This is a genomic window from Nonomuraea sp. B5E05 (genome assembly GCF_039880665.1).
Lineage (GTDB): Bacteria > Actinomycetota > Actinomycetes > Streptosporangiales > Streptosporangiaceae > Nonomuraea.
In genome coordinates, this window is the sequence record NZ_JBDPMJ010000003.1 from 418,501 (window position 1) to 440,256 (window position 21,756).

Annotated in this window: 16 protein-coding genes; 6 read left to right on the forward strand and 10 right to left on the reverse strand. The window is 72.7% G+C overall.

The window, feature by feature from the left end; all coding sequences use genetic code 11:
* Positions 1-74: 74 nt before the first annotated feature.
* On the reverse strand, positions 75-452 hold the full coding sequence (locus tag ABGB01_RS08345; protein ID WP_347771937.1) for a MerR family transcriptional regulator: 378 nt from the start codon (positions 450-452) through the stop codon (positions 75-77).
* 136 nt (positions 453-588) lie between these two features.
* On the opposite strand from ABGB01_RS08345, the gene ABGB01_RS08350 reads away from it, so the two are divergent.
* The 3 genes from ABGB01_RS08350 to ABGB01_RS08360 all read left to right on the forward strand — a co-directional run bounded on the left by ABGB01_RS08350 (position 589) and on the right by ABGB01_RS08360 (position 6,131).
* Positions 589-1,176 carry a TetR/AcrR family transcriptional regulator gene (locus ABGB01_RS08350; protein WP_347771939.1) on the forward strand — a complete coding sequence of 196 codons (588 nt, stop codon included), beginning with the start codon at positions 589-591 and terminating at the stop codon, positions 1,174-1,176.
* Between the two features lie 140 nt (positions 1,177-1,316).
* Entirely contained in the window at positions 1,317-5,150 is a 3,834-nt protein-coding gene (locus ABGB01_RS08355; RefSeq protein WP_347771941.1) for a S8 family serine peptidase, read from the forward strand.
* Positions 5,151-5,261: 111 nt separating this feature from the next.
* Complete coding sequence (locus ABGB01_RS08360; protein ID WP_347771943.1) at positions 5,262-6,131, forward strand: LLM class F420-dependent oxidoreductase; 870 nt, start codon at positions 5,262-5,264, stop codon at positions 6,129-6,131.
* A gap of 65 nt (positions 6,132-6,196) precedes the next feature.
* Here ABGB01_RS08360 and ABGB01_RS08365 read toward each other — a convergent pair whose 3' ends face one another.
* On the reverse strand, positions 6,197-7,114 hold the full coding sequence (locus ABGB01_RS08365; RefSeq protein WP_347771945.1) for an LLM class F420-dependent oxidoreductase: 918 nt from the start codon (positions 7,112-7,114) through the stop codon (positions 6,197-6,199).
* Positions 7,115-7,307: 193 nt separating this feature from the next.
* On the reverse strand, positions 7,308-8,372 hold the full coding sequence (locus ABGB01_RS08370; protein WP_347771947.1) for a TIGR04222 domain-containing membrane protein: 1,065 nt from the start codon (positions 8,370-8,372) through the stop codon (positions 7,308-7,310).
* A gap of 279 nt (positions 8,373-8,651) precedes the next feature.
* Here ABGB01_RS08370 and ABGB01_RS08375 point away from each other — a divergent pair, with 279 nt between their 5' ends.
* Positions 8,652-9,287 carry a hypothetical protein gene (locus ABGB01_RS08375; protein WP_347771948.1) on the forward strand — a complete coding sequence of 212 codons (636 nt, stop codon included), beginning with the start codon at positions 8,652-8,654 and terminating at the stop codon, positions 9,285-9,287.
* 228 nt (positions 9,288-9,515) lie between these two features.
* Positions 9,516-11,000 (forward strand): hypothetical protein, encoded by a 1,485-nt coding sequence (locus ABGB01_RS08380; RefSeq protein ID WP_347771949.1) that lies wholly within the window; start codon positions 9,516-9,518, stop codon positions 10,998-11,000.
* A gap of 46 nt (positions 11,001-11,046) precedes the next feature.
* On the opposite strand, the gene ABGB01_RS08385 is transcribed toward ABGB01_RS08380, so the two are convergent.
* Positions 11,047-11,628, reverse strand: coding sequence for a helix-turn-helix transcriptional regulator (locus tag ABGB01_RS08385; protein ID WP_347771950.1), 582 nt, complete (start codon positions 11,626-11,628; stop codon positions 11,047-11,049).
* 90 nt (positions 11,629-11,718) lie between these two features.
* Here ABGB01_RS08385 and ABGB01_RS08390 point away from each other — a divergent pair, with 90 nt between their 5' ends.
* Positions 11,719-13,296, forward strand: coding sequence for a methyltransferase domain-containing protein (locus ABGB01_RS08390; protein WP_347771952.1), 1,578 nt, complete (start codon positions 11,719-11,721; stop codon positions 13,294-13,296).
* A 387-nt stretch (positions 13,297-13,683) separates the two neighbouring features.
* Here the strand turns inward: ABGB01_RS08390 and ABGB01_RS08395 are convergent, their stop codons facing one another.
* The 6 genes from ABGB01_RS08395 to ABGB01_RS08420 form a co-directional block, all read right to left on the reverse strand.
* Positions 13,684-15,972: a LuxR C-terminal-related transcriptional regulator gene (locus ABGB01_RS08395; protein WP_347771954.1), complete on the reverse strand. Its 2,289-nt coding sequence runs from the start codon at positions 15,970-15,972 to the stop codon at positions 13,684-13,686.
* Between the two features lie 68 nt (positions 15,973-16,040).
* The gene (manA, locus tag ABGB01_RS08400) at positions 16,041-17,243 is read right to left on the reverse strand and encodes a mannose-6-phosphate isomerase, class I (protein WP_347771956.1); all 1,203 of its coding nucleotides are present in this window, start codon (positions 17,241-17,243) and stop codon (positions 16,041-16,043) included.
* A gap of 159 nt (positions 17,244-17,402) precedes the next feature.
* Positions 17,403-17,795, reverse strand: a complete 393-nt coding sequence (locus tag ABGB01_RS08405; RefSeq protein WP_347771958.1) for a MerR family transcriptional regulator — start codon at positions 17,793-17,795, stop codon at positions 17,403-17,405.
* A 678-nt stretch (positions 17,796-18,473) separates the two neighbouring features.
* The gene (locus ABGB01_RS08410) at positions 18,474-19,700 is read right to left on the reverse strand and encodes a cytochrome P450 (RefSeq protein WP_347771960.1); all 1,227 of its coding nucleotides are present in this window, start codon (positions 19,698-19,700) and stop codon (positions 18,474-18,476) included.
* On the reverse strand, positions 19,697-20,791 hold the full coding sequence (locus ABGB01_RS08415) for an FAD-dependent oxidoreductase (protein WP_347771962.1): 1,095 nt from the start codon (positions 20,789-20,791) through the stop codon (positions 19,697-19,699). The genes ABGB01_RS08410 and ABGB01_RS08415 overlap by 4 nt, the downstream gene beginning before the upstream one ends.
* Positions 20,788-21,714: a hypothetical protein gene (locus tag ABGB01_RS08420; protein ID WP_347771964.1), complete on the reverse strand. Its 927-nt coding sequence runs from the start codon at positions 21,712-21,714 to the stop codon at positions 20,788-20,790. The genes ABGB01_RS08415 and ABGB01_RS08420 overlap by 4 nt, the downstream gene beginning before the upstream one ends.
* Positions 21,715-21,756: the final 42 nt, after the last annotated feature.

Consider the following 21,756-nt stretch of genomic DNA (forward strand, 5'->3'; position numbering starts at 1 on the left):
GGACGCGGCATCGGCAGGCCGGTGAGAGCGTCCCGGGGCCTTGCCGCCGGCGGTGCCGGCGGCGCGAACCTGGCTCAGCCGACCGGCGACGCCCGCAGCTTCTCACGATGTGCGCGGTTCACCGCCATCAGCTCGTCGAGCGCGTCGCGGGTGCGGACGAGGTCGGCGATGTGCGCGGAGAGCCGGTCGCGCTCCTGCGCCATCCGTTCCAGGGCGGCGTCGGAGGTGTCCTCGCTGGGCGAATCGACGCACGGGAGCACTTCGGCGACGGTGCGGCTGGACAGGCCCGCGGCGTACAGGCGCTGGATGAGCGTGACCCGTTCGACCGCGTCGTCCGTGTAGTGCCGTTGCCCGCTCGCGCTGCGGGTGCTGACGAGCAACCCCTGCTCCTCGTAGTAGCGCAACGACCGGACACTGACTCCCGTGCGTGACGCGAGCTCACCGATGCGCACATCGTCCTCCCCGTGTGATCTCCGGCACAAGGCTTTCCTCTGACATTCATGTGAGCTTTCAGCCTACTCGCCGTACCGCGATCGCCCGGCCCCGGCGGATAACATGAATGACCGTTCGTTGACCAGCGGAGGCATCATGGGCAGGCCCCGGACGACCAGCGACGAGGCGATCCTCCAAGCCGCCGCCCGCGCGATCGGCCGGCACGGGCCGCAGAGCCTCACCCTGGCCGCGGTCGCCCAGGAGGCCGGGCTGTCCCCGGCCACCCTGGTGCAGCGGTTCGGCTCCAAGCGCGGCCTGCTCCTCGCGGTGGCCGAGCAGGCCAAGGAGAGCGTGGCGCAGCCGTTCCTGCGGGCCAGGCAGGAGCACGGGTCGCCGCTGGAGGCGCTGCGGGCCGCCGTGGCGAACCTGTCGGCGGGCGTGGCCACCCCGGAAGGGCTGGCCAACAGCCTCGGCTTCCTGCAACTCGACCTGACTGACCCCGGGTTCCGCGCGCACGCCGCCGAGCACGCCCGGCGTACGCGCGACGAGATGGCCGCGCTGCTGGCCGAGGCGGTGGCGGCCGGGGAGCTCGCGGGCGAGACGGACGTCGCGCGGCTGGCCCACGCGGCGCAGGTGACCTACAACGGCGTGCTCATCCTCTGGGCGCTGACCGGCGAGGGCGCCCTCGCCGACGCGATGCGCGACGCCCTCGACGAGACGCTGCGCCCCTACAGGAACGTCTGACCCTTCGCCGGGGCGCCCGATTCGGTATACCGAAAATTGGCCCGCGCCGGCTGCGGGCCCTCGTGGCGCTGGTACAAGGGAGGCGAACCCGATCTTCCAGCGTGGGAGCGTTCCCACCGGTAGCTGAAGAGAGAACCCTCGTGCACCACCAGCACCTCAGGCTCCCGGCGCTCTTAGCCGGCGCCGCACTCGTCCTCGCCCTCGGCGCGAGCCCCGGCCACGCCGGCCCTCCCGGCCGGTCCACCACCGCGGTCCCCGCCGCGGCCGGCCAGGTCGCCGCCGAAGCCGGCGTGCCGCAGACCATCACGCTGATCACCGGCGACGTCGTCACGTACACGCCGGTCAAGGACGGCGTACCCAAGATCTCCATCCAGGAGGCCCCGCGCCCCGACGGCACGCCGGTCACCTTCGCGACCCTCCCGGCCGGGAACGGCGGCCGGCTGGTCCTGCCGTCCGACGCCGCGCCGCTGGTCTCGTCAGGAACCCTGGACGAGACGCTGTTCGACGTCGTCACGCTGGCCCGCGAAGGGCGTACCGACCGCATCCCGCTGCTGGTCACCTACCGGGGCGAGCCCGCCGCGTCCGCGCTGCCCGCGACCGCGAGAGCCCTGGCCGGCGCCGCGGACGTGCGCCCGCTGCCCAGCATCGACGGGGCCGCGCTCACCGTGAAGCCGGCCGACGCGGGCCGCTTCTGGAACGGCTTCCGCGGCGAGCGGCCCGCGCTCGAGAGGACGGCGGGTGGCATCGCCAAGCTCTGGCTGGACCGGCAGGTCACCGCGTCGCTCGACAAGAGCGTGCCGCTCATCGGCGCGCCCGCCGGCTGGGAGAAGGGCTTCGACGGCACCGGGACCAAGGTCGCCGTGCTCGACACGGGCATCGACGCCGAGCACCCCGACCTCGCCGGGAAGATCGCCGCCAGCGAGAACTTCTCCACGTCCCCGAGCATCACCGACAGGAAGGGCCACGGCACCCACGTCGCCTCCACCATCGCCGGCTCCGGCAGCGCGTCGGGAGGGGCGTACAAGGGCGTCGCGCCCGGCGCCTCCCTGCTGATCGGCAAGGTGCTCGGCGACGACGGCAGAGGCGACTGGTCGTGGGCCATCGCCGGCATGGAATGGGCCGCCGAGCAGGGCGCCGACGTGGTCAACCTGAGCCTGGGCAGTTGCTGCGGCGACGGCACCGACCCGATGAGCCAGGCCGTCGACGAGCTCACCAGGAAGCACGGCACGCTGTTCGTCGCCGCCGCCGGCAACGCCGGGGACACGCTCACGGTGGACACCCCCGCCGCCGCCGGCGAGGCCGTCGCCGTCGGCTCGGTGGACAAGGACACCGGCACCTCGCTGAGCGGCTTCTCCAGCAGGGGACCCCGGTTGTACGACGCGGCCGTCAAGCCGAACATCGTCGCCCCCGGCGACGGCGTCGTGGCCGCCCTCTCCTCCGCCTCGTCCGGCAAGCCGTACCCGGGCAACGAGCGTTACACCGCCGGCTCGGGCACCTCCATGGCCACCCCGCACGTGGCCGGCGCCGCGGCGATCCTGGCCCAGCAGCACCCCGGCTGGGACGCCGGCGAGCTACGCGACGCGCTGACCTCCACGGCCGCGCGCGACGGCGGCCACAGCTGGTTCGAGCAGGGCAGCGGCCGCGTCGACGTGGCCCGCGCGGTCACCCAGCAGGTGTTCGCGACCTGGGCCGTCGACTTCCGCGTGCTCGCCGGCGAGCCGGTCACGCGGCAGGTCACGTACCGCAACACCGGGAGCGAGGACGTCACCCTGGCCGTCGCGCCCGCGACCCGCGGCTGGAGCGGCAGGCCCGCGCCCGAAGGGGCGGTGAGCCTCAGCGCCGGGAGCGTCACCGTGCCCGCGAACGGCTCCGCCACCGTCGACGTCACCGTCGATCCCGCCAAGGGGGAGATCGGCGCGTACGGCGGCTGGATCACCGCGAGCGGCGGCGGCGCCGAACTGGTCACGCCGTTCAGCTACTACACCGGCCTGCCCACCCACCAGCTGACCGTCTCGCTGATCAACTCCTACGGCGTCAAGGAGTTCGGCAGCGGGCGCGCGGGCACCGAGCCGCTCGTCTACTACATCCCGACGAAACGGAAGGTCAGTCCCGAGGACCCGTTCTACCCGGCCGGTTACTACACCGCCCGCACCGACGCCCAGGGCGACAGGCAGGTGCCGCTGCCCGCGGGCGACTACGAGGTCGTCACGGTGATCCACGACGCGACGACCGCGAACCGGACCAGCATGGTCATCGCAACCGTCACGCTCGACGGCGACAGGACCGTCACCCTGGACGCCCGCGACACCGCGCCGATCAGGCCGGTCACCGGGGAGAAGACGGAAGGCGACGGAAAGGTCTGGTACGTCCGCACGTTCACCGACCGCAACAACCCCGTCTCCGTGTACGCGGGCAGCGGCCCCGGCCAGGACCTCTACGTCACGCCCGTCGGCAGGGTCCCGGTCGGCGAGATGCGGCTCTCCCATGGGTGGCGGCTCGACCCCGCCGCGCTGACCTCCGCGACCGCGGGCCGGCTCCGGCTCGACCCCGTCTACGACGTCGCCGACACGCACGCCGCCCTGACCGAGGACCGCACCCTTCCCGTCGTGTCCGTGGGACAGGGCGGGGAGGCGGACTTCCAGGGCGTCGACGTGGCGGGCAAGCTGGTCCTGGCCGGAGTGCCGGTCGGGGACGCTTCGTACCGGGACGCGGCCGGCGCGATGGACCAGGCCGCCAAACTCGCCGCCGCGCGCGGCGCCGCCGGCTTCGCCGGCTACCTCGACGTCGACGGAGGCAGGGCCAGGGCGCCCCACTCCACGGGGACGTTCCTGGGGCTGGGGCTGAGCGCCGAACAGGGCCGCGCGCTGCGCGCCGCCGTGGACGCGCGGCCGGTCTCCATGCGCCTGGTGCCGGACGACGGGGGACCGGTGTACCGCCTGCGCTACGACGAGCGCGACCGGATCCCCAGCAAGGCCCCCAAGGTGGACACCCGGGACCTCGTGCGCATCGACGCCCGGTACCACGCCGACCAGCCGGGCACCGCCGGCAGGGAGTTCGGGTCGTCCACCACGGGCGAGGAGCCTGGCGAGATCACGTACGGGCAGCCCCTCACCATGCCGCTGGCCCGCACCGAGTACTTCGGCCCGGTCGACGACAAGGTCACCTGGAGCCGCGAGATCAGCAACCAGAGCCTGCGCCTGCACTCCAGCGACCGCTTCACCCGGCACGACCGCCGGCAGAGCGAGCACTGGTTCAAGGCGCCCCTGGCGCCGGGCGCCGCAGAGCAGCCCAAGGGTTACCCGGCCGGCGTGCCGTGCGTGATGTGCCGCGACGGCGACCGGTTCGTGCCGCTCGACCGGTGGTCGGACTCCGACCCGCGCCACCTCACCGACCTGAGCACGGCCGAGGTCAAGTCCGCGCCACGGTTGTTCGCGGGCGACCGGGAGATCCCGGTGCAGGGGCGCGCGCCCCGCTCGTTCACCGTCCCCGAGGGGAGCGCGGCGTACCGGCTGGAGAGCGTCGACACCACCAAGCGGACACTGTCGCCGCAGGTGAGCACCGAGTGGTCCTTCGCCTCCTCACCGCCGTCCGGCACGCCTGATGGGCAGACCTGCTCGTACGGGCCGTCGTGCGCCGTCCAGCCGGCGATCCTGCTCAGCTACGACCTCCCGCTCGACCTGCTGAACCGGGCGCGGGCCGGACTGCCGTTCACGTTCGAGATCGGGGCGGGCCCGCACGGATCGGTCCCGAAGCAGCACGCGGTCAAGCGGCTCAAGGCCGAGTACTCGGTCGACGACGGCGCCACCTGGTTGCCGGCGCTCACCGGGAAGCGGGGCCAGGACCGCTACCAGGTGCTCGTGGCGCATCCGCCGCTCCGCGCCACCAGCGGGTACGTCTCGCTGCGGGTCACCGCGTCGAACGAGGCGGGAGCCACGGTCACGCAGACCATCGAGCGGGCGTACGCGCTGAAGTGAGCCACGCGGCCGGCGCCTCCCGAAACGCCCGCGGGAGGCGCCGGCCGCGGGCGGCGGCACCGCCCACGCGATGATGGTCAGAAGACGTCTGATGTCGAACGGGAGCCATGGATGCGAATCGGTGTCGTATTTCCGCAGAACGAGATCGGCGCGGACGCGGGCGCGGTGCGCGCCTACGTGCAGGCGGCCGAGGAGCTCGGATTCCGGCACGTGATGGCCTTCGACCACGTGGTCGGCGCCGACCCGGCGGTCCACCAGGGCTGGGAAGGGCCCTACGACGTGCGGAGCACGTTCCATGAACCCTTGGTCCTGTTCGGCTATCTCGCCGCGCTGACCAGGCTGGAACTGGTCACCGGCATCGTCATCCTGCCCCAGCGGCAGACGGTCCTGGCGGCCAAGCAGGCGGCGGAGGTCGACCTGCTCACCGGCGGCCGCTTCCGGTTCGGCGTGGGGCTCGGCTGGAACCAGGTCGAGTACGAAGCCCTGGGCCAGGACTTCGCCACCCGGGGCAGGCGCATCGAGGAGCAGGTCGGGTTGATGCGCCGGTTGTGGAGCGAGGAGTCGGTCACGTTCGAGGGCGCCTTCGACCGGGTGACCGGGGCGGGCCTCGCGCCGCTGCCGGTGCGCAGGCCGATCCCCGTCTGGTTCGGCGCGCAGTCGCCTCCGGCCTACCGCCGCGCCGGCCGGCTGGCCGACGGGTGGTTCCCGCAGATGTCTCCCGGACCGAAGCTGGACGAGGCGAAGGCCATCGTCGAGGAGGCCGCCTCGCAGGCCGGACGTGACCCCTCCGCCATCGGCATGGAGGGGCGCGTCCGCTGGACGGGCGACGCCGGCGAACTGGGCGCGCTGGCCGGCCGGTGGCGGGAGGCCGGGGCCACGCACCTGGCCGTCAACACGATGAAAGCGGGGCTCAGCTCCGTCGACGAGCACATCGCCGCCCTGTCGACCGCCTCCGTCACACTCGGACTGCGCGAGAGCTGAGCCGGGTCAGATCGAGGCGGGGCCGGAGCCCCACCGGTCGAACGGGCCGGGTCGAACGGACCGGGTCAGATCGAGGCGAGGCCGGCGCCGACCAGGACGCGCAGGTGCTCCAGCAGGTCCTCGGTCGTGGCGGCGAGCGGCTGGACGCAGACGTGGTCGGCGCCCGCGTCGAGGTGGTCGCGCACCCTCTCGATGATCGCTTCCGGGTCGCCCCAGGCCACGATGGCGTCGACCAGCGCGTCGCTGCCGCCACCGGTGACGTCGTCCTCACTCCAGCCCAGGTCGAGCAGGTTGTTCACGTAGTTCGGCAGGCCGAGGTAGAGCGACATGAAGCGGCGGGCGGTCTGCCGCGCCCGTACCGGATCGGTGTCCAGCACGACCGTCTGCTCCGGCGCCAGCACGGGATCGGGGCCGAGGACGGCACGAGCGCGCGTGGTGTGCTCCACGGGGACGAAATACGGGTGCGCCCCCTGCGTGCGCTGGGCGGACAGCTCCAGCATCCGGGGGCGGAGCGCGGCCAGCAGCCGCGGCGCCGGCGCGGGCAGCGGGCCGCCGTATTTCGCCGCGTCCATGGCGTCGAGGTAGTCGCGCATCGCCGACACCGGCTTGCTGTAGTCATGGCCGCGTATCTCCACGGCGGGCGCGTGGCTCACGCCCAGGCCGAGCACGAACCGCCCGCCGTACGCCTCGGCGAGCGCGCTCGCGCCGTTCGCGGCGGCGGTGGCGTCGCGGGCCCAGATGCTGGCGATCCCGGTGGCGATCATCATGCTCTGCGTCGCGTCGAGCAGCAGCCCCGCATGGACCAGCGACTCCTTGCCCGCCGGGGTCTCACCGAACCACAGCGTGCCGAAGCCCAGGCTCTCGATCTCGCCCGCCGCGTCCCGCTCGACTACCGCGGACTCGCCGGTCAGCGTGGCGTTCCAGACGCCCACCCGCCCCATGCGCCGCTTCAGCGCCGCCACGTCGATGCTCGCCTCCGGCATCGCAGTCACCACCTAGTCGTCACGTGTCACCCAGGCCACCACGATATGTGGCGTAACGTCGGCGTAGCGCAAGGCCCGCTTCATGACTTGCCGTCGTCTTTGTCACCCGCCCGGCACGCGCCGCCTTCGTGACGCGCCGCCTTCGTGACGCGCAGCCTTCGTGACGCGCAGCCTTCGGCACGCGCCGCTTCTGTCACATGCCGCCCCCGCCGCAGCCGCCCCCACCGCAGCCCCCGCCGCCGCCGTCTCCGCCGCCGCTGCTACTGCCGCCGCTGAAGTCGCCACCGCCGTAGCCGCCGCTGTCCCCGCCGCCGCCATGGCCGCCGCCCGAGTGCGACCCCGAGCGGTCGGAGCCGAACAGGCTGCCGAAGTCGAAGAAGCCGCCACCGCACGACCCTCCGCCGGAGACGACGGCGGCGTCGTGGACCGGGATGCTCGTCCTGCCGTACGACCCGCAGTGCCCCGGAGCGCAGCACGCGGCGCGCGACCGGGCTCTGGCCCGGGTGTCGCGGCGCAGCGTGTCGGCGAGCCGCCGGTCGGGCAGCTTCGTCAACCCGTGCAACGCCACCTCGCTGATGTCGTCGGAACTCTGCCACGTGCCGTCCGCGAGGGCCCGGACGTCCGCCCGCTCCAGCGCCGCCCGCCCGGCCTTGGTGAGCGGGTCGGCCAGCCGGCGGCGGAGCAGGAACGAGCAGCCGAGCCCGGCCACGGCGGCCACGACCGCGATCGCGACCGCGCCCACGGGGCCGTGCAGAGCCGTCCCCACCGCGGCCGCGAGCACCGCCAGCGCGGCGAGGACGACCAGCAGGCTGGTACGCCGCCGGGCCCTCACCCGGGCGGCCGGCGGCATCAGGTAGCCCCGCCGCAGCAGGGGCGTGGACAACCATCGCATCGCTTCCGCGTCGCCGACGCCGTGGCGCACCTCGGCCGCGGTGGATCCGCCCACGCCGCCCTTGACCTGCCGGTGGACCGCTCGCTCGATCCGGACCCGCTTGCTCGGCCGGAACCCCTGCACCGGCGTGACGACCCCCTCGCTGGACACCCGCACCCCGCCCTGGGCGACCAGCGACACCAGCGCCGTGTTGATCACCCGGCGCGGCCCGCCCGCGAGATAGGCCGCCTGGTAGAGGTCGAGTGGAGAGCCTGTGGCGGGCGCCGTCCGGGATCGGGCGGCGGACAACGCCAGGTGTGTAAGTGTCGCGGCGAGGGCGATGAGTGCGACCAGCGAGATGGCGATCGCGTAGGAAACCCCGTCCATGTGTCTCCCCTTGAGCAGAGAAATGATGAAACGCAGGCGGCCCCCTGTGCTTGAAAGACGTTCCCCGTCCGGCCGGCGGTTCCCCGGCGGATGAGCAGAACGAGCAGAAGTGCCGCGAGCGGGGCCGCGATCCGGTGATCACCGTGCGGTGCCGCCCCGGCCGCGACCGTCTCGGCGTGGAACGCGGGGCTTGCGGGCAGCGCGCGTCCCATGGGGGGTTTAACCAGGAAATATCCTGATACGGCGGGGCTCAGGCGGGCAGGGACCTATAAGGGATCCATGCCTCTGCCGGACATGATGGCGCCACCCGGAGAGTGCCGTCAGGGGGTGTTCGTGATGCGCGACTCGGTGATGCGACAAGTGCGGAGATACCGGTTCGACCGCAACCCGCTGCGCCGCCGATCCGACCGCCTGGAAAGTCTCGCGCTGCTGGTCGCCGTGCTGCTGGTGCTGCTCAGCGTGTGGCCCGCGGTGACGGCCGGGCGGCAGGCGTACCAGAGCGCGGCGAGCGCGGGCGCCGGCGGGCGGCTGCAGGTGGACGCGACGCTGCTGGCGGACGTGCCCGTCAGCCCGACGTCGTTCGGCTCGGTGCCCCGGGGCGGCCCGGTCAAGGCGCGGTGGACGATGCCCTCCGGGCAGGAGCACACCGGTCAGGTACGCGCGCCCGCCCTGGCCAAGGCGGGTACGACGGTGCGGATCTGGGTCGACGAGACCGGCCGGCCGACGCTCCCGCCGCCGACCGCGGTGGAGATCCGCGTCACCGGCGTGGTGACGGGGACGCTCGTCATGCTGGCCGCGGTGGCGGCGGTGCTGACGGCCCTGGCGGGTTTCCGGTGGCTGGTGAACCGCGGCCGGTATCGCGCCTGGGAGGAGGCCTGGTCCCTGGTCGACGAGCGGCGGCGCCGCCGCTCATAGGCGCATCCCCATCGTCCAAGGTGACATCGCCCGTAACGGATAATTCCGCGCGGTCGGTGCGCATGATGATATTTCCTGATATGGCCGTCGGGTGCCGACACGCCCGGCAGCGCGCAACCCCCGTAACCGGCGCGAGTGTGGTCGACGCCCGCCGACATGCACGGAGAGTGCCAGGTCGATGACTTACAGTTTCCCCGTCATTCAGTCATCGCCTGTTCAGGGGGACAGATGAGATCACGGACCATCCCGATCACGACGGCCGCCGCCCTGGCCATGGCCGGCCTCATGGTGCCGGTGGCCGCCGCGTCGGGGGCCGGTCGGGCCGCTGCACCCGCGGCGGGGCCGGCGGACACGCGCCCGCGGTGGCCGCACGGCGCGGACAAGTCGCCGGAGATGGACGCACATGAGTCGAGCGACTTCTGGACGCCCGCCCGCATGGCGGCCGCGCTCGGTGCGCCCCTGCCGGAGACCGAGCTGGCGCCGTACCACGGTGAGGGCGCGGCGCGGGTCACCGGCGTCCCGTCGTCCCAGCGGCTGACGCCCGGCGGTGACAGCAACGGCTACGGCAAGGTCCGGCGCCCCTACAGCAAGCTCCCGCACACCAGCGCGGCGGGCAGGCTGTTCTTCGTCGACGCCCACGACAAGCTCAGGTCCTGCACCGCGGCCGTGGTGCGCTCGCGCGACGAGTCGCTGATCGTCACCGCCGCGCAGTGCGTGTACGGCGAGCCCGGCGACCACCACGAAGGGGGATACCGCCAGGATCCACGGCACCACGGCTGGCATCGCTACCTGCTGTTCGTGCCCGCCTACGACGGGCGGAAGGAGCGGGAGCCGTACAGCCGCTGGGGGGCGGTGCGCGCGTGGAAGCCGAGCGCCTACACCGGCCACGAGGGCGGGGACGCCAACTCCCCGTACGACGTCGCGCTGGTGGAGGTCGAGAACATCTACACCGACCAGACGTTGCAGGACCGGGTGGGCGGCTACACCGTGCTGCGCAACCAGGGAGGCTACTTCAAGGTCAACACGATCGGCTACCCCGCCGTGCACAAGAACCGCGCCTACCAGGGCAAGGACCAGATGTGGTGCGAGGGTCGCACCCGCCCGGCCCGCCCCTACGAGCCGCGCCGCCACGACGTGCGGTTCGGCGGGCTGACCACCCACAACTGCCAGTTGGTCGACGGCGACAACGGCGGCCCGTGGATGTTGCGCGCCCCGGGCAGCGGCCTCGTCGGCGTGACCTCCACCGGGCGGTCGCACAACGGCGACAACGGCAGCACCACTGCCACGGCGCTGGGCATCGACTCGTACGGCGCCATCGTCAAGGCGGCCGACCCGGAGGGCGTCTACGACCAGCTGTCGATCAGCGCGGACGTGGCGGACGGGACGATCGAGCAGGGCGAGAGCACCATAGCCACGCTGACGGTCGCCATGAACGGGCTGAGCGGTGCGGCGGACGTGCCCGTCAGCGTCCGGCTGCCGCGCGGGTTCCGCCTGGTGCCCGACTCCGAGTCCGACTGTGAGGGGACGAGCGGTGAGGTGACCTGCACGATCGACGCCATCTACCCGGGGCAGACGGTGGAGCTCAACCTGCGGATCGCGGCCGACGACGTCGCCCCCGGCAGGTACCGGTTCCGTGCGGCCGTCGAGCGCACCCACCTCAACCCGGACCCGCGCGGCACCGTCGCGTACTTCAGGATCCACGTCGTTCGCTGATCGTAGGTGAACGCCGCCTCCTGGCGGTTGAGAGACCGGCCCGCCCTCATTTGGGGGCGGGCTTCGCTCTGACGTGCATGCGCTCACCCTGCGGGCCGAACAGAGCCAGCACCTCGGCGGGCTCGGAGTCGGGGTTGGCGAAGCCGTGCGGTGTGCGCGTGTCGAACTCGGCCGCCTCGCCCGGGGTGAGGATCACGTCGTGCCGCCCGAGCAGCAGGCGCAGCCGCCCCGACAGGACGTACAGCCACTCGTAACCCTCATGGACCTGCTGTTCCGGCTCGCAGCCCGGCCAGTGCGGCGGGTAGATCTGCTTGAACGCCTGTAACCCGCCCGGCCGGCGGGTCAGCGGGATGTACGTCCTGCCTCCTTTGAGCTTGACCGGCCGCATGTGCACCCGCGGGTCGCCGGTGACGGGCGCGTCGATCAGCTCGTCGAGCTGCACCTGGTGGGCCGTGGCCAGCAGGAGCAGCAGCTCCAGTGTCGGCTTGCGCTGCCCGGCCTCCAGGCGCGACAGCGTGCTGACGGAGATGCCCGTGCTCGTGGACAGCTGCGCCAGCGTCACGCCGCGCTCCTGTCGCAACGCCCGCAGCCGCGGCCCCACCGCCTGCAGCACTTCGTCGAGTTCCATGGATCCAGCTTGCCATTTCGGCAATGATATTTGTCAAACTTGCGCCTCGTCGCGGACAGTGGCCGCACCACACGGACAAGAGGAGCGGCTATGGACACGAGATATGACGTGATCGTCGTCGGTGGCGGCGCCGCCGGGCTGAGCGGGGCGCTCACGCTGGCCAGGGCGCGGCGCAGGGTGCTGGTGATCGACGCGGGGGAGCCGCGCAACGCGCCCGCCGATGGCGTGCACGTCTACCTGGGGCGCGAGGGCGTGCCGCCGCACGAGCTGCTGGCGGCGGGCCGCGAGGAGGTGACCGGGTACGGAGGCGAGATCGTCACGGGCACGGTCGAGACCGCCGAGCGTACCGGCAAGGGGTTCCGGCTCGTGCTCGCCGACGGGTCGCAGGTCGAGGCCGCCCGGCTGCTGGTGACCACCGGACTGGTCGACGAGCTGCCTGACGTGCCGGGGCTGGCCGAGCGGTGGGGCCGCGACGTGCTGCACTGCCCGTACTGCCACGGCTGGGAGGTACGCGACCAGACGATCGGCGTCATCGCCACCAGCCCGCTCGCCGTGCACCAGGCCCTGCTGTGGCGGCAGTGGAGCGACGACGTGACCCTCTTCCGCCACACCGCGCCGGAGTTCGGCGAGGAGGAGATCGAGCAGCTCGTCGCCAGGGACGTCACGGTGGTGGAAGGACGTGTCACCGGGCTGCAGCTGACCGGCGGCCGGCTCAGCGGCGTGCGGGTGAACGGCACGGTCGTGCCGCGACGGGCCCTCGCCGTCGCCACCCGGCTGACCGCGCGTTCGGGCCTGCTCGCCGGGCTGGGGCTGGAGACGGCCGAGCAGGAGATGGCCGGGCACGTGGTCGGCACCTACGTCCCCGCCGATCCGGCGGGTGCGACCGGCGTGCCCGGCGTCTGGGTGGCAGGGAACGTGACGAACCTGGTCGAGCAGGTGATCGGCGCGGCGGCGGCGGGCGTGCGCGCGGGCGCGGCCATCAACGCCGACCTGATCGCCGAGGAGACCCGCCAGGCCGTCGCGGTCCGCCGGGCGCACGCGGGCGGCCAGATCTCCCCGGAGGAGTTCTGGGACGCCTTCTACACCGAGCGCCCGCAGATCTGGAGCGGGAGGCCCAACGTCATGCTCGTGCGCGAGGCCACGGACCTGGAGCCGGGCCGGGCGCTCGACCTGGGATGCGGCGAGGGCGCCGACGCGATCTGGCTCGCGGAGCGGGGCTGGCGGGTGACCGCCACCGACATCTCCCGCGTCGCGCTCGACCGGGCCGCCGAGCACGCCAAGGCCGCGGAGGTGGCCGACCGCATCGACTGGCAGCGGCACGACCTGGGCAGCACGTTCCCCGACGGGCACTACGACCTGGTCTCGGCCTCGTTCCTGCACTCGAAGAGCGAGCTGCCGCGCGAGAAGATCCTGCGCTCCGCGGCGGCGGCCGTCGCGCCCGGCGGGGTGCTGCTCGTCCTCGGGCACGGCGGCTGGCCGAGCTGGGAGCACGACCCGATGCCCGACGTGCACTTCCCGACGACGCAGGACGTGCTCGACGCGCTCGACCTGCCGGAGGGGGAGTGGGAGGTGCTGCGCAGCGAGGAGTACGAGCGCAGCCAGCACGACCCGGAAGGCCGGCCGGGCACCCGCACCGACAACGTGCTGAAGATCCGCCGCCTGCCCTAGGGCCGTCGTTGACGGGGCCGCTGATCCCTGGTCTTCTGATCACGCGGCCCCGTCCCCCGGCTCCGTCCCCCCGGCCCCGTCCCCCCGGCTCCGTCCCCCCGGCTCCGTCCCCTGGGGCCCGTCCGTGCGGAGGTGGTGTCCCATGCGACGGTTGTCCCGTGTCATGGCCGGGCTGGTCCTGACGGTCGTCTCGCTCGTGGCGCCCGCGTGAGCCGGGAGCGTCGGCGCCACCCCGACGGCCACGGCATCACCTGCGTACGCGTGGACCGCAGCCCTCAGCCCGACGGGTCCGAGCTGCGCGACGTCACCATGACCTCGACGGCGATCTTCCAGCGGGCCGGCGGGACCCCCGAGATCTCCCCGCTCGCCCACGAGATCACCGTGGTCCTAGCGGCCGTGGGTGGTGAACCACGTCGCGATCCGCACCCGGGAGGAGAGGGACAGCTTGGTCATGATGTGCTCGACGTGCCCTTCGGCGGTGCGCTGCGCGATGACCAGCCTGGCGGCGATCTCCTTGTTGCTCAGCCCCTGGGCGACCAGCTCGGCCACCTCCTGCTCGCGGGGAGTGAGGACGGAGGGCTGCGGGCGTTCGGCCGAGGAGCTGCGGTCGACGTCGAGCGCGTAGTCGACGGCCTGGTCGGGGGACAGGCCGGCGCCCCGCTGGAAGGCGCTCATGTACGCGCCGCCGCCCAGGGCGCTCCGCACCCGCGTCTGGCAGATGTTGTGGAAGTCGGTGAAAGGCCGCAGCCCGGGCGTCGCCGTGCCGACCGACGCCCACGCCGTGCCGGCGGCGCCGAACAGGGTGGCCGCCCGCTCCTCCTGGCCGTTCGCCGCCCCGATCCAGGCCAGCACCTCCAGGCTCTCGGCGACGCCCCACCGGTCGTCGTGGCGGCGCATGACGTCGAGCCCCTTCTTGACCAGCGCCGCCGCCTGGTCCTGCGCCCCCTGGAACCAGTGCGCCAGGCCGGCCACCCACAGCGCGTTGGACCTGGACAGGTAGGCGCTGCGGCCCTCGCACATCGCCAGGCACTCGGCCGCCGAGGACGCGGCCCGGTCACCGTCGCCCAGCGCCGAGTAAACGATGACCAGGTGGAACAGGGCCATCCACACGCCCGCCTGATCGCCGTCGGCCAGGTAGCGCTCGCGCGCCTCCAGCAGCAGCGCGAGCGCCTCGCGGTGCTCGCCCCTCAGGTGGGCGGCCAGCCCCGAGAAGTGGGCGGCACTCGTCAGCGCGGCCGGATGGTCCAGTCGCAGCGCGAGGTCGCGGCACTCGCTGAGCAGGGGCATGGCCGTGTCCAGGTCGCCCTGCCTGAGCGCGAACCAGGCGGCCACCCACAGCGCGTCGGCGCGGACCGGGGTGGCCTCGAGGGCCGACTCCAGGGCCCGGGACAGCAGGCGGCGGCCCTCGCCGAACGAACCCGCGGCGAAGAGCCAGTAGTGCCACAGCGAGCTGACGATCTCCAGCGCCGCGTGCGCCTCGCCGGGCTCGTCGAGGCTGAACTCCAGCGCCGACCTGATGCCGTCCTTCTCGTGCTGGAGCCTGGTGACCCACTCCGCCTGGTCGGGGCCGAACCACTCGTGCCGTGCCCGTCGCGCCAGGCTCAGGTAGTGGTCGCGGTGCCTCCGGCGCAGCGCCGGCTCCTCGCCGGAGTCCGCCAGGATGCCGTGGCCGTACTCCCGGATGGTGTCGAGGAAGCGGTAGCGGGCGCGGCCGGCGCGCTCGGCGCGCGTCAGGATCGACTTGTCGAGCAGCCCGACGAGCAGGTCGAACACCTCGTCCGCGGCGATCCCGTCGCCGGAGCAGATCTGCTCGGCGGCTTCCAGGCCGAACTCGCCGGGAAACACCGACAACCGGGCCCACAGGATGCGCTCGGCGGGGTCGCACAGGTCGTAGCTCCAGTCGATCGCCGCGCGCAGCGTCCGGTGCCGGGGGACGGCGGTCTGCCGGCGGTCCGCCAGGAGCCGGAACCGGTCGTCCATCCGATCGAGGATCTGGGCCACGGGCAGCATCCGCAGCCGCGCCGCGGCGAGCTCGATGGCCAGCGGAACGCCGTCCAGCCGCCGGCACAGCTCGGCCACCTGCTCGCTGTCGTCCCCGAGGGTGAAGTCCGGCTGGACGGCCGCCGCCCGCTCGGCGAACAGGGTCACCGCCTCATTGGCGGCCGGGGACCTTCCGCGCTCGGGCAGGGCGAGCGGTGGCACCGTGAACACGGCCTCGCCCTCCACGCCGAGGGTCTCGCGGCTGGTCGCGAGGATCCGTAGCTCAGGGGCCGCGCCCAGCAGCTTGCCGGCCAGTACGGCCACCGCCAGGGGCATGTGCTCGCAGTTGTCCAGCACCAGGAGCAGTTTCCTGGACTCCAGCAGTTCCGCCAGGCCGGAGTCGGGCCGTCGCGGCGATTCGTCGCGGAATCCCAGGGTGTCGAGGATGGCGGGCGCGAGTGACTCGCCGTCGTTCAGGGGGGCGACGTCGACGAGCCACACACCGTCACGGAACGCCCGGCGCGCGTCGGCCGCGATGCGAAGCGCGAGCCTCGTCTTGCCCACACCGCCGGCGCCGGTCAGCGTCAGCATGCGGGTCTGGGTCATGAGCCGCCGGGCCCGGGCGAGCTCGTGGCGGCGTCCGACAAAGCTGGTCAGTTCGAGCGGCAGGTTGCCGTCGGGCCGTTTCGTGACCATGTCTCACAGTAACGTGCCAGGTCAAGCGGGCTTCGGCCGCCCGGAGCCCGAGCTCGGCGCACAGAAATCTACATTGTAAAGGCGCCGGGTTCGGCACCGTACACGGTGCCCTTGCCGCAAAGCCGCACCGGCGGCGCGGCGGCCGGCACGAAGGCCGACTGCCCGGGGTACAACGTGAGGCCGTCGCCGAGGTGGCTCTCGCCGTCGATGCAGAGCACGATCCGCGGTACGCCGCCGGGCAGGGTGTGGGCGGCCTGGCCGGTCAGGTCGTAGCGGGTGAGCGCGAACTCGGGGGCGGGCGGCCGGTAGCGGTGCTCGCCGGCGGTGTCGTGCCCGGGAGGGACGACGTGCGGGGCGGCCGGCGTGAAGTCGACGACGCGCATGAGTTCGGGGACGTCGACGTGCTTGGTGGTGAGTCCGCAGCGCAGCACGTTGTCGGAGTTGGCCATGATCTCCACGCCGATGCCGCCGAGGTAGGCGTGGGGCACCCCGGCGCCGAGGTAGAGCGCCTGGCCGGGGAGCAGGTCGACGTGGTGGAGGAGGAGGGCGGCCACGATGCCGGGGTCGCCGGGGCATGCGCGGGCGATGCCGGCGTAGGGGGCGAGGTCGTCGCCGCCGGCGCCGGGCCCGATGTTCAGCAGGGCGCGCTCGACCTGGGCGCGCAGCGGCCGGGACGCGTCGTCGAGCATCTGGGCGAAGACCGTGCGCAGGGCGGTCTCCGGCTCGCCGGAGCGGAGCGTGTCGATCCAGGGCCGCAGGTCCGGCAGGCGCAGGCGGTCGAGCAGGTCGGCGGTGGCGGCGGGGTCGCGGAACCCGCACAGGCCGTGGAAGGGGGTGACGGCGCAGACCATCTCGGGCTTGTGCGAGGCGTCCTTGTAGGTGCGGGTGGCGTCGTCGAGGGGGATGCCGCGGGCGTTCTCGTCGGCGAAGCCGGCTTCGGCCTGCGCGGTGGTGGGGTGGACCTGGAGGGAGAGCGGCCGCTCGATGGCGAGGACCTTCAGCAGGTAGGGGAGCGCGGGCCCGAATCGGGCGGTGGAGCGCTCGCCGAGGGTGGCGGCGGGGTCGCGGGCGATGAGGTCGTTGAGGGGGATGCCGTCGACGGTCGACGGGGCGCCGGGGTGGGCGCCCATCCAGAGTTCGGCCTGCGGCCGGCCGGTGGGTTCCGTCCCGAAGAGCTCGGGCAGGGCGGTGACCGAGCCCCAGTCGTAGGGGCGGATGGTGGTGGCCAGGCGCATGGGGGCGCCGGTCGGTGGCAGGTCGGTCTGTGGCACGGCGTCGGCTCCAATCGTCGTCCATGGAGCGTAGAACGCGGTCGGCGGGCGTGAGCACTCAGGTGCCGTGTTGCGGCCCGGTACTCCCACGGCTCCGGCAAGCCGTCTCTCGGTGTGGGTCGCGGTGACCCCGGCTCCGCCGGGGCCCGAATGCGGTGGTCAGTTACGTTGGCGCAGTTCTTCGTTGATGCGCAGCGCCTCGGCGAGCTGGTCTTCCAAGATGATGATGCGGCAGGCCGCCTCCAAGGCAGTGCCCGCATCGACAAGTTCGCGGGCACGGGCGGCCAGGCGGAGCTGGTAGCGGGAGAAACGACGGTGGCCGCCTTCGGAGCGCAGCGGCTCGATCAGCTTGGCGGCTCCCAGACTGCGCAGGAACGCCGGGCTGACGCCGAGGATCTCGGCGGCCCGGCCCATGCTGTAGGCCGGGTAGTCGTCGTCATCGAGCCGTTGCTCGGGACCGCCGGAGGCGGCGTCCGCCTTGCCGGCCGCCGTGTCTTGTGCGCGGTAGTGCGGGTTTCGCCCGGAGGGTGACACCTGGTGTGTTTGATCCATCTAACCTTCCCGAATGCGAACAGGGGCCCCGGCGCATGGATGCGCCGGGGCCCGAATGAGGTTTAACACCATCGACCGGCCATCCGGCCGGTTCACTTCTTCCGCAGATGCCCGCCAGCTGAGGCGGGGTGCGGGGATCGCGTAATCGTGACCGTAGACCACCGTCCTGTTCGTGGAGCTGCGGTACCCGTGCGGCGATGACATCCAGCCGGCAACGGGCGATCCTGATGGCGTTCAACACTCCTTTCCGGTTTTTCCTGTGTCGACAGCCTGCGTCGACGTTGTGCAACGGCAGCGCGTCCACCGCCCCGGCCCTCTACCAACCGCACTGGCCGCGGCAGTCCGACCTTCTGCCTTCCTGCCTTTCCTCATGTTTCCGCACTGCTTGTCCACGTCCGTCCGGGCAGTTCGTCATGGTGCTCGTTCTGCGCTGCCCTCGTGGATCCGTCCCTTGCGATGTCAGAAACACTATCCCCTGCAGGCGCGAATGTCTACCGTGACGACAACAGATTTTCTGCTCGCGAAGGAGGGGAACCGGACCTCACCCCGACATGATCGACGCCAGAACGGGGCAGAAGCCCAGGCCGAGGGCGGCGCCAGGAACGCCGTCGCGGATCGCTGGGTGGCGCGTCAGCAGGAGTAGCACGAGACTGCGAAGAGCGCCGGGCCCGCGGCTGGTCACTGTGCGCGCGGGCCCAGCAGGACGGGCATGGTGCGGGTGCTGTTGCCGAGCAGGGTGTCCAGCGGGCGCAGCTCCTCGGCCGGTACGGCGGGCGCGATCTCCGGGAACGCGTCGAAGAGCGCGGACAGCGCCACCTCGGCCTCGAGGCGGGCCAGTGGCGCGCCGAGGCAGAAGTGCGGGCCGTGTCCGAAGGACAGGTGGGTGGCCGGCGGGTCGGTGAGGTCGAACAGGTGGGCGTCCTCGCCGTACTGGTCAGGGTCGCGTCCCGCGGAGGCGAAGCAGGCCAGCACGGGCTCCCCGGCGCGCACGCGTACGCCGTCGATCTCGACGTCGCGCCGGGCGTAGCGCATGGGGAAGTAGGCGATCGGCGAGTCCCAGCGCAGCGTCTCCTCGACGGCCGCGCTGTAGGGGCATTTGCCCGCGCGCAGCAGCTCGACCTGGTCGGGCACGTGGAGCAGGGCGCCGATGGCGTTGGTGATGAGGTTGACCGTGGTGACGTGGCCGGCGATGAACAGCAGCTCGATGGTGGCGAACAGCTCTTCGTTGGAGAGCCGGCCGCCGTCCTGCTCGCGCAGCGTGATCAGGTCGGTGATGAGGTCCTCGCCGGGGCTGTCGCGGCGCTCGTCGATGATCTGGCCGAGCAGCACGTGCAGGGCCTGGCGCAGGTCGGGTGTGTCGTCGAGGCTGCCGCCGACCTGCGCGACGGCGTCGGTGAGCTCGTGCAGTCTCTCCTGGTGCCCGGCCGGGATGCCGATCATGTCGGAGATGACGTCGCGGGGCAGCGGGTAGGCGAACTCCTTGCGCATGTCGACCGGCTGGTCGGGCGGCATCGCGGCGAGCCGGTCGATGAGTCCGGCGGTGAGTTCCTCGATTCTCGGGCGCAGACCTTTCAGCCGGCGGGGCGTGAACGCGGCGGTCAGCGGGGCTCGCAGCCTGCGGTGTTCGTCGCCTTCGGCGTTGAGCATCGAGGTGTCGGTGACGATGCGGGTGATGGCCGTGCCCGGCGGGGCGCTGTCGCGGCCTTTCCAGTAGCGCAGCTCCCTGGACAGGTCCGGGTGGGTCAGCACGGCCAGCAGCGTGGAGTAGCGGGTGGCGGCCCAGGTGCGCACGCCTTCCGCGGTCACCGGGACGAGCGGTCCGGCCGCGCGCAGCCGGTCGTCGTCGCCGTGCAGGTCGGGGGTGGCCGGGTCGAGGATGAAGCGGTGGTCGTCTGTCATGGTCATCCCGTTCGTCGTGGGCTGATCGCCAGCGCGGTCACGTCGAAGCCGGGGTCCCGGTCGAGGTAGAGGTCGCGGACCAGCTCGCCGGCGGCGGGCGCGTTGCACAGGCCGTGGCCGGAGAAGCCGGTGGCGTACAGGAACGCCGGAGGGCCCGGCTGGTGGCCGATGAAGGCGGTGCGGTCGGGGCTGGCGTCGCGCAGGCCGGTGACGGCGGTGTGCAGCGCGAGATCCGCGAGGCTCGGGTAGACGTCGGCGACCCGGTCGGCGACCTCGCGCCGCCAGGCCTCCCGGTCGGGCCCCGGGTAGCCCATGCCGATCAGCATGCGGTCGTCGCGGACCCTGATGAGCAGGCCGGTGGCGGCGTGCAGGGTGACCGGGACGTCGGGCGTGCCGGGCGGCAGCGGGTCGGTGGTGAGCAGCTCCTGCTCGATGGGCTCGGTGAGCGGCAGGTCGACGCCCGCGCAGCGGACGAGCGAGGCCGACCAGGCGCCGGCGGCACAGATGATCGCGTCGGCGCCGATCTCGCCGCTGGCCGTGCGGATGCGGCCGGCCTGCGCGTCGATGCCGGTGACCGGGCAGCCGGTACGCAGGACGGCGCCGGCCTTCTCGGCCGCCTGCGCGTAGGCGGTGACGATGGCCGTGGTGTCGGAGATGTAGGCCTGCGGCGAGTACGCGGCGGCCAGCAGCGGCGTGTCGTCGCCGACGAGGGGGTTGAGCTCTCGTGCCTCCTCGGCGGTGATGAGGCGGACGTCGACGCCGGCGGCGTGCTGGGCGGGCAGGTCGGCCTGGAAGGCGGACAGCTGCTCGGGCCCGGTGAACAGGATCAGGTAGCCGACCTGGCGCAGGGGCAGGTCGGTGCCGGGCCGGTCCGGGAAGGCGTGGTAGGCCTGCAGGCTCCGTACGGCCAGCGCGGAGCTGACCGGGTTGCCGGCGAAGTAGGAGCGGACCACGTCGGCGGTGGCGCGGGAGGCGCCGGAGCCGAGCGTGCCGCGTTCGAGCAGGGTGACGTCGACGCCGGTTTCGGCCAGGTGGTAGGCGATCGACAGGCCGATGACGCCGCCGCCGACCACCACCACCCGGGAGCCGCCGTTCACACCAGCTCCCGTACGGCGCGCAGGCTCTCACCGGCCTGCCAGGGGAACAGGTGCAGGTTCCAGCCGCCCAGGCAGTTGCAGTAGAGCGCCATGTGGGACATGACGGAGATGAAGTCCTCGTGGCTGTCGAGGCGCTCCAGGCCCGACAGGAGGCGCTGGGTGAAGTCCCACAGGGTGTCGAGGCCGCAGTAGCCGAGGAACTCGGCGGGTGTGGCGGCGAGCTGGCGGGTCATCTGGCGCAGCCACGGCATGGGCATGCCGTCGAGGGCGGCGCGGACGAGGCCGCCGTAGCAGCTGTAGCCGAGCGGGCGGGTCTCGCCGTTGACGAACAGGAGTGTGGTCAGGACCGTCTCGTAGCTGCCGGCGCCGGAGGGGATGCGGCCCTCGTGCAGGTCGACGAGCTCGCGGGGCGGGTCGAGCCAGATGCGCTGGGTCTCGGCGTGGACGTCCTTGACGAGTTCGTTGAGCTGCGGGTCGCCGATGGGCAGGCGGGGCAGGACGTGGCCGCCGTCCCCGCCGGCGCGGCGCACTTCGGCGATGACGGGTTCCTTGGTGGTGTAGACGGCGTTCCAGACCTCGCGGCCGGCCTGGATGAGGGCGTCGAGGTCCTCTTCGGCGACCTGGCCGACGGGGGTGGCGGCCATGGGCTCGGTGAGCTCGCCGTACTTGATGCCCAGGTGCTGCAGGCGCGAGCAGAACAGGGTGCCGTCGGGCACGGTGCGGCGGTCCACGCGGTATTCCGCGGGGGCGTGCAGCAGCGAGTGGACCGGGGCCACGTGGTAGAGGTGGTATCCCGCGACCAGGGCGTGTCCTTGCAGGCTGCGGTAGGGGAGCGCGTCCCACAGGCATTGGGCCAGGGCGGGGTTGCGCTCGTCGAGTTGGGCCGCCACGGTGATGCCGAGGCTGGGCCAGGTTATTTCCACACGCTTAGTCTCGTTCACAGTACGTCACTGTATCGTCGCATT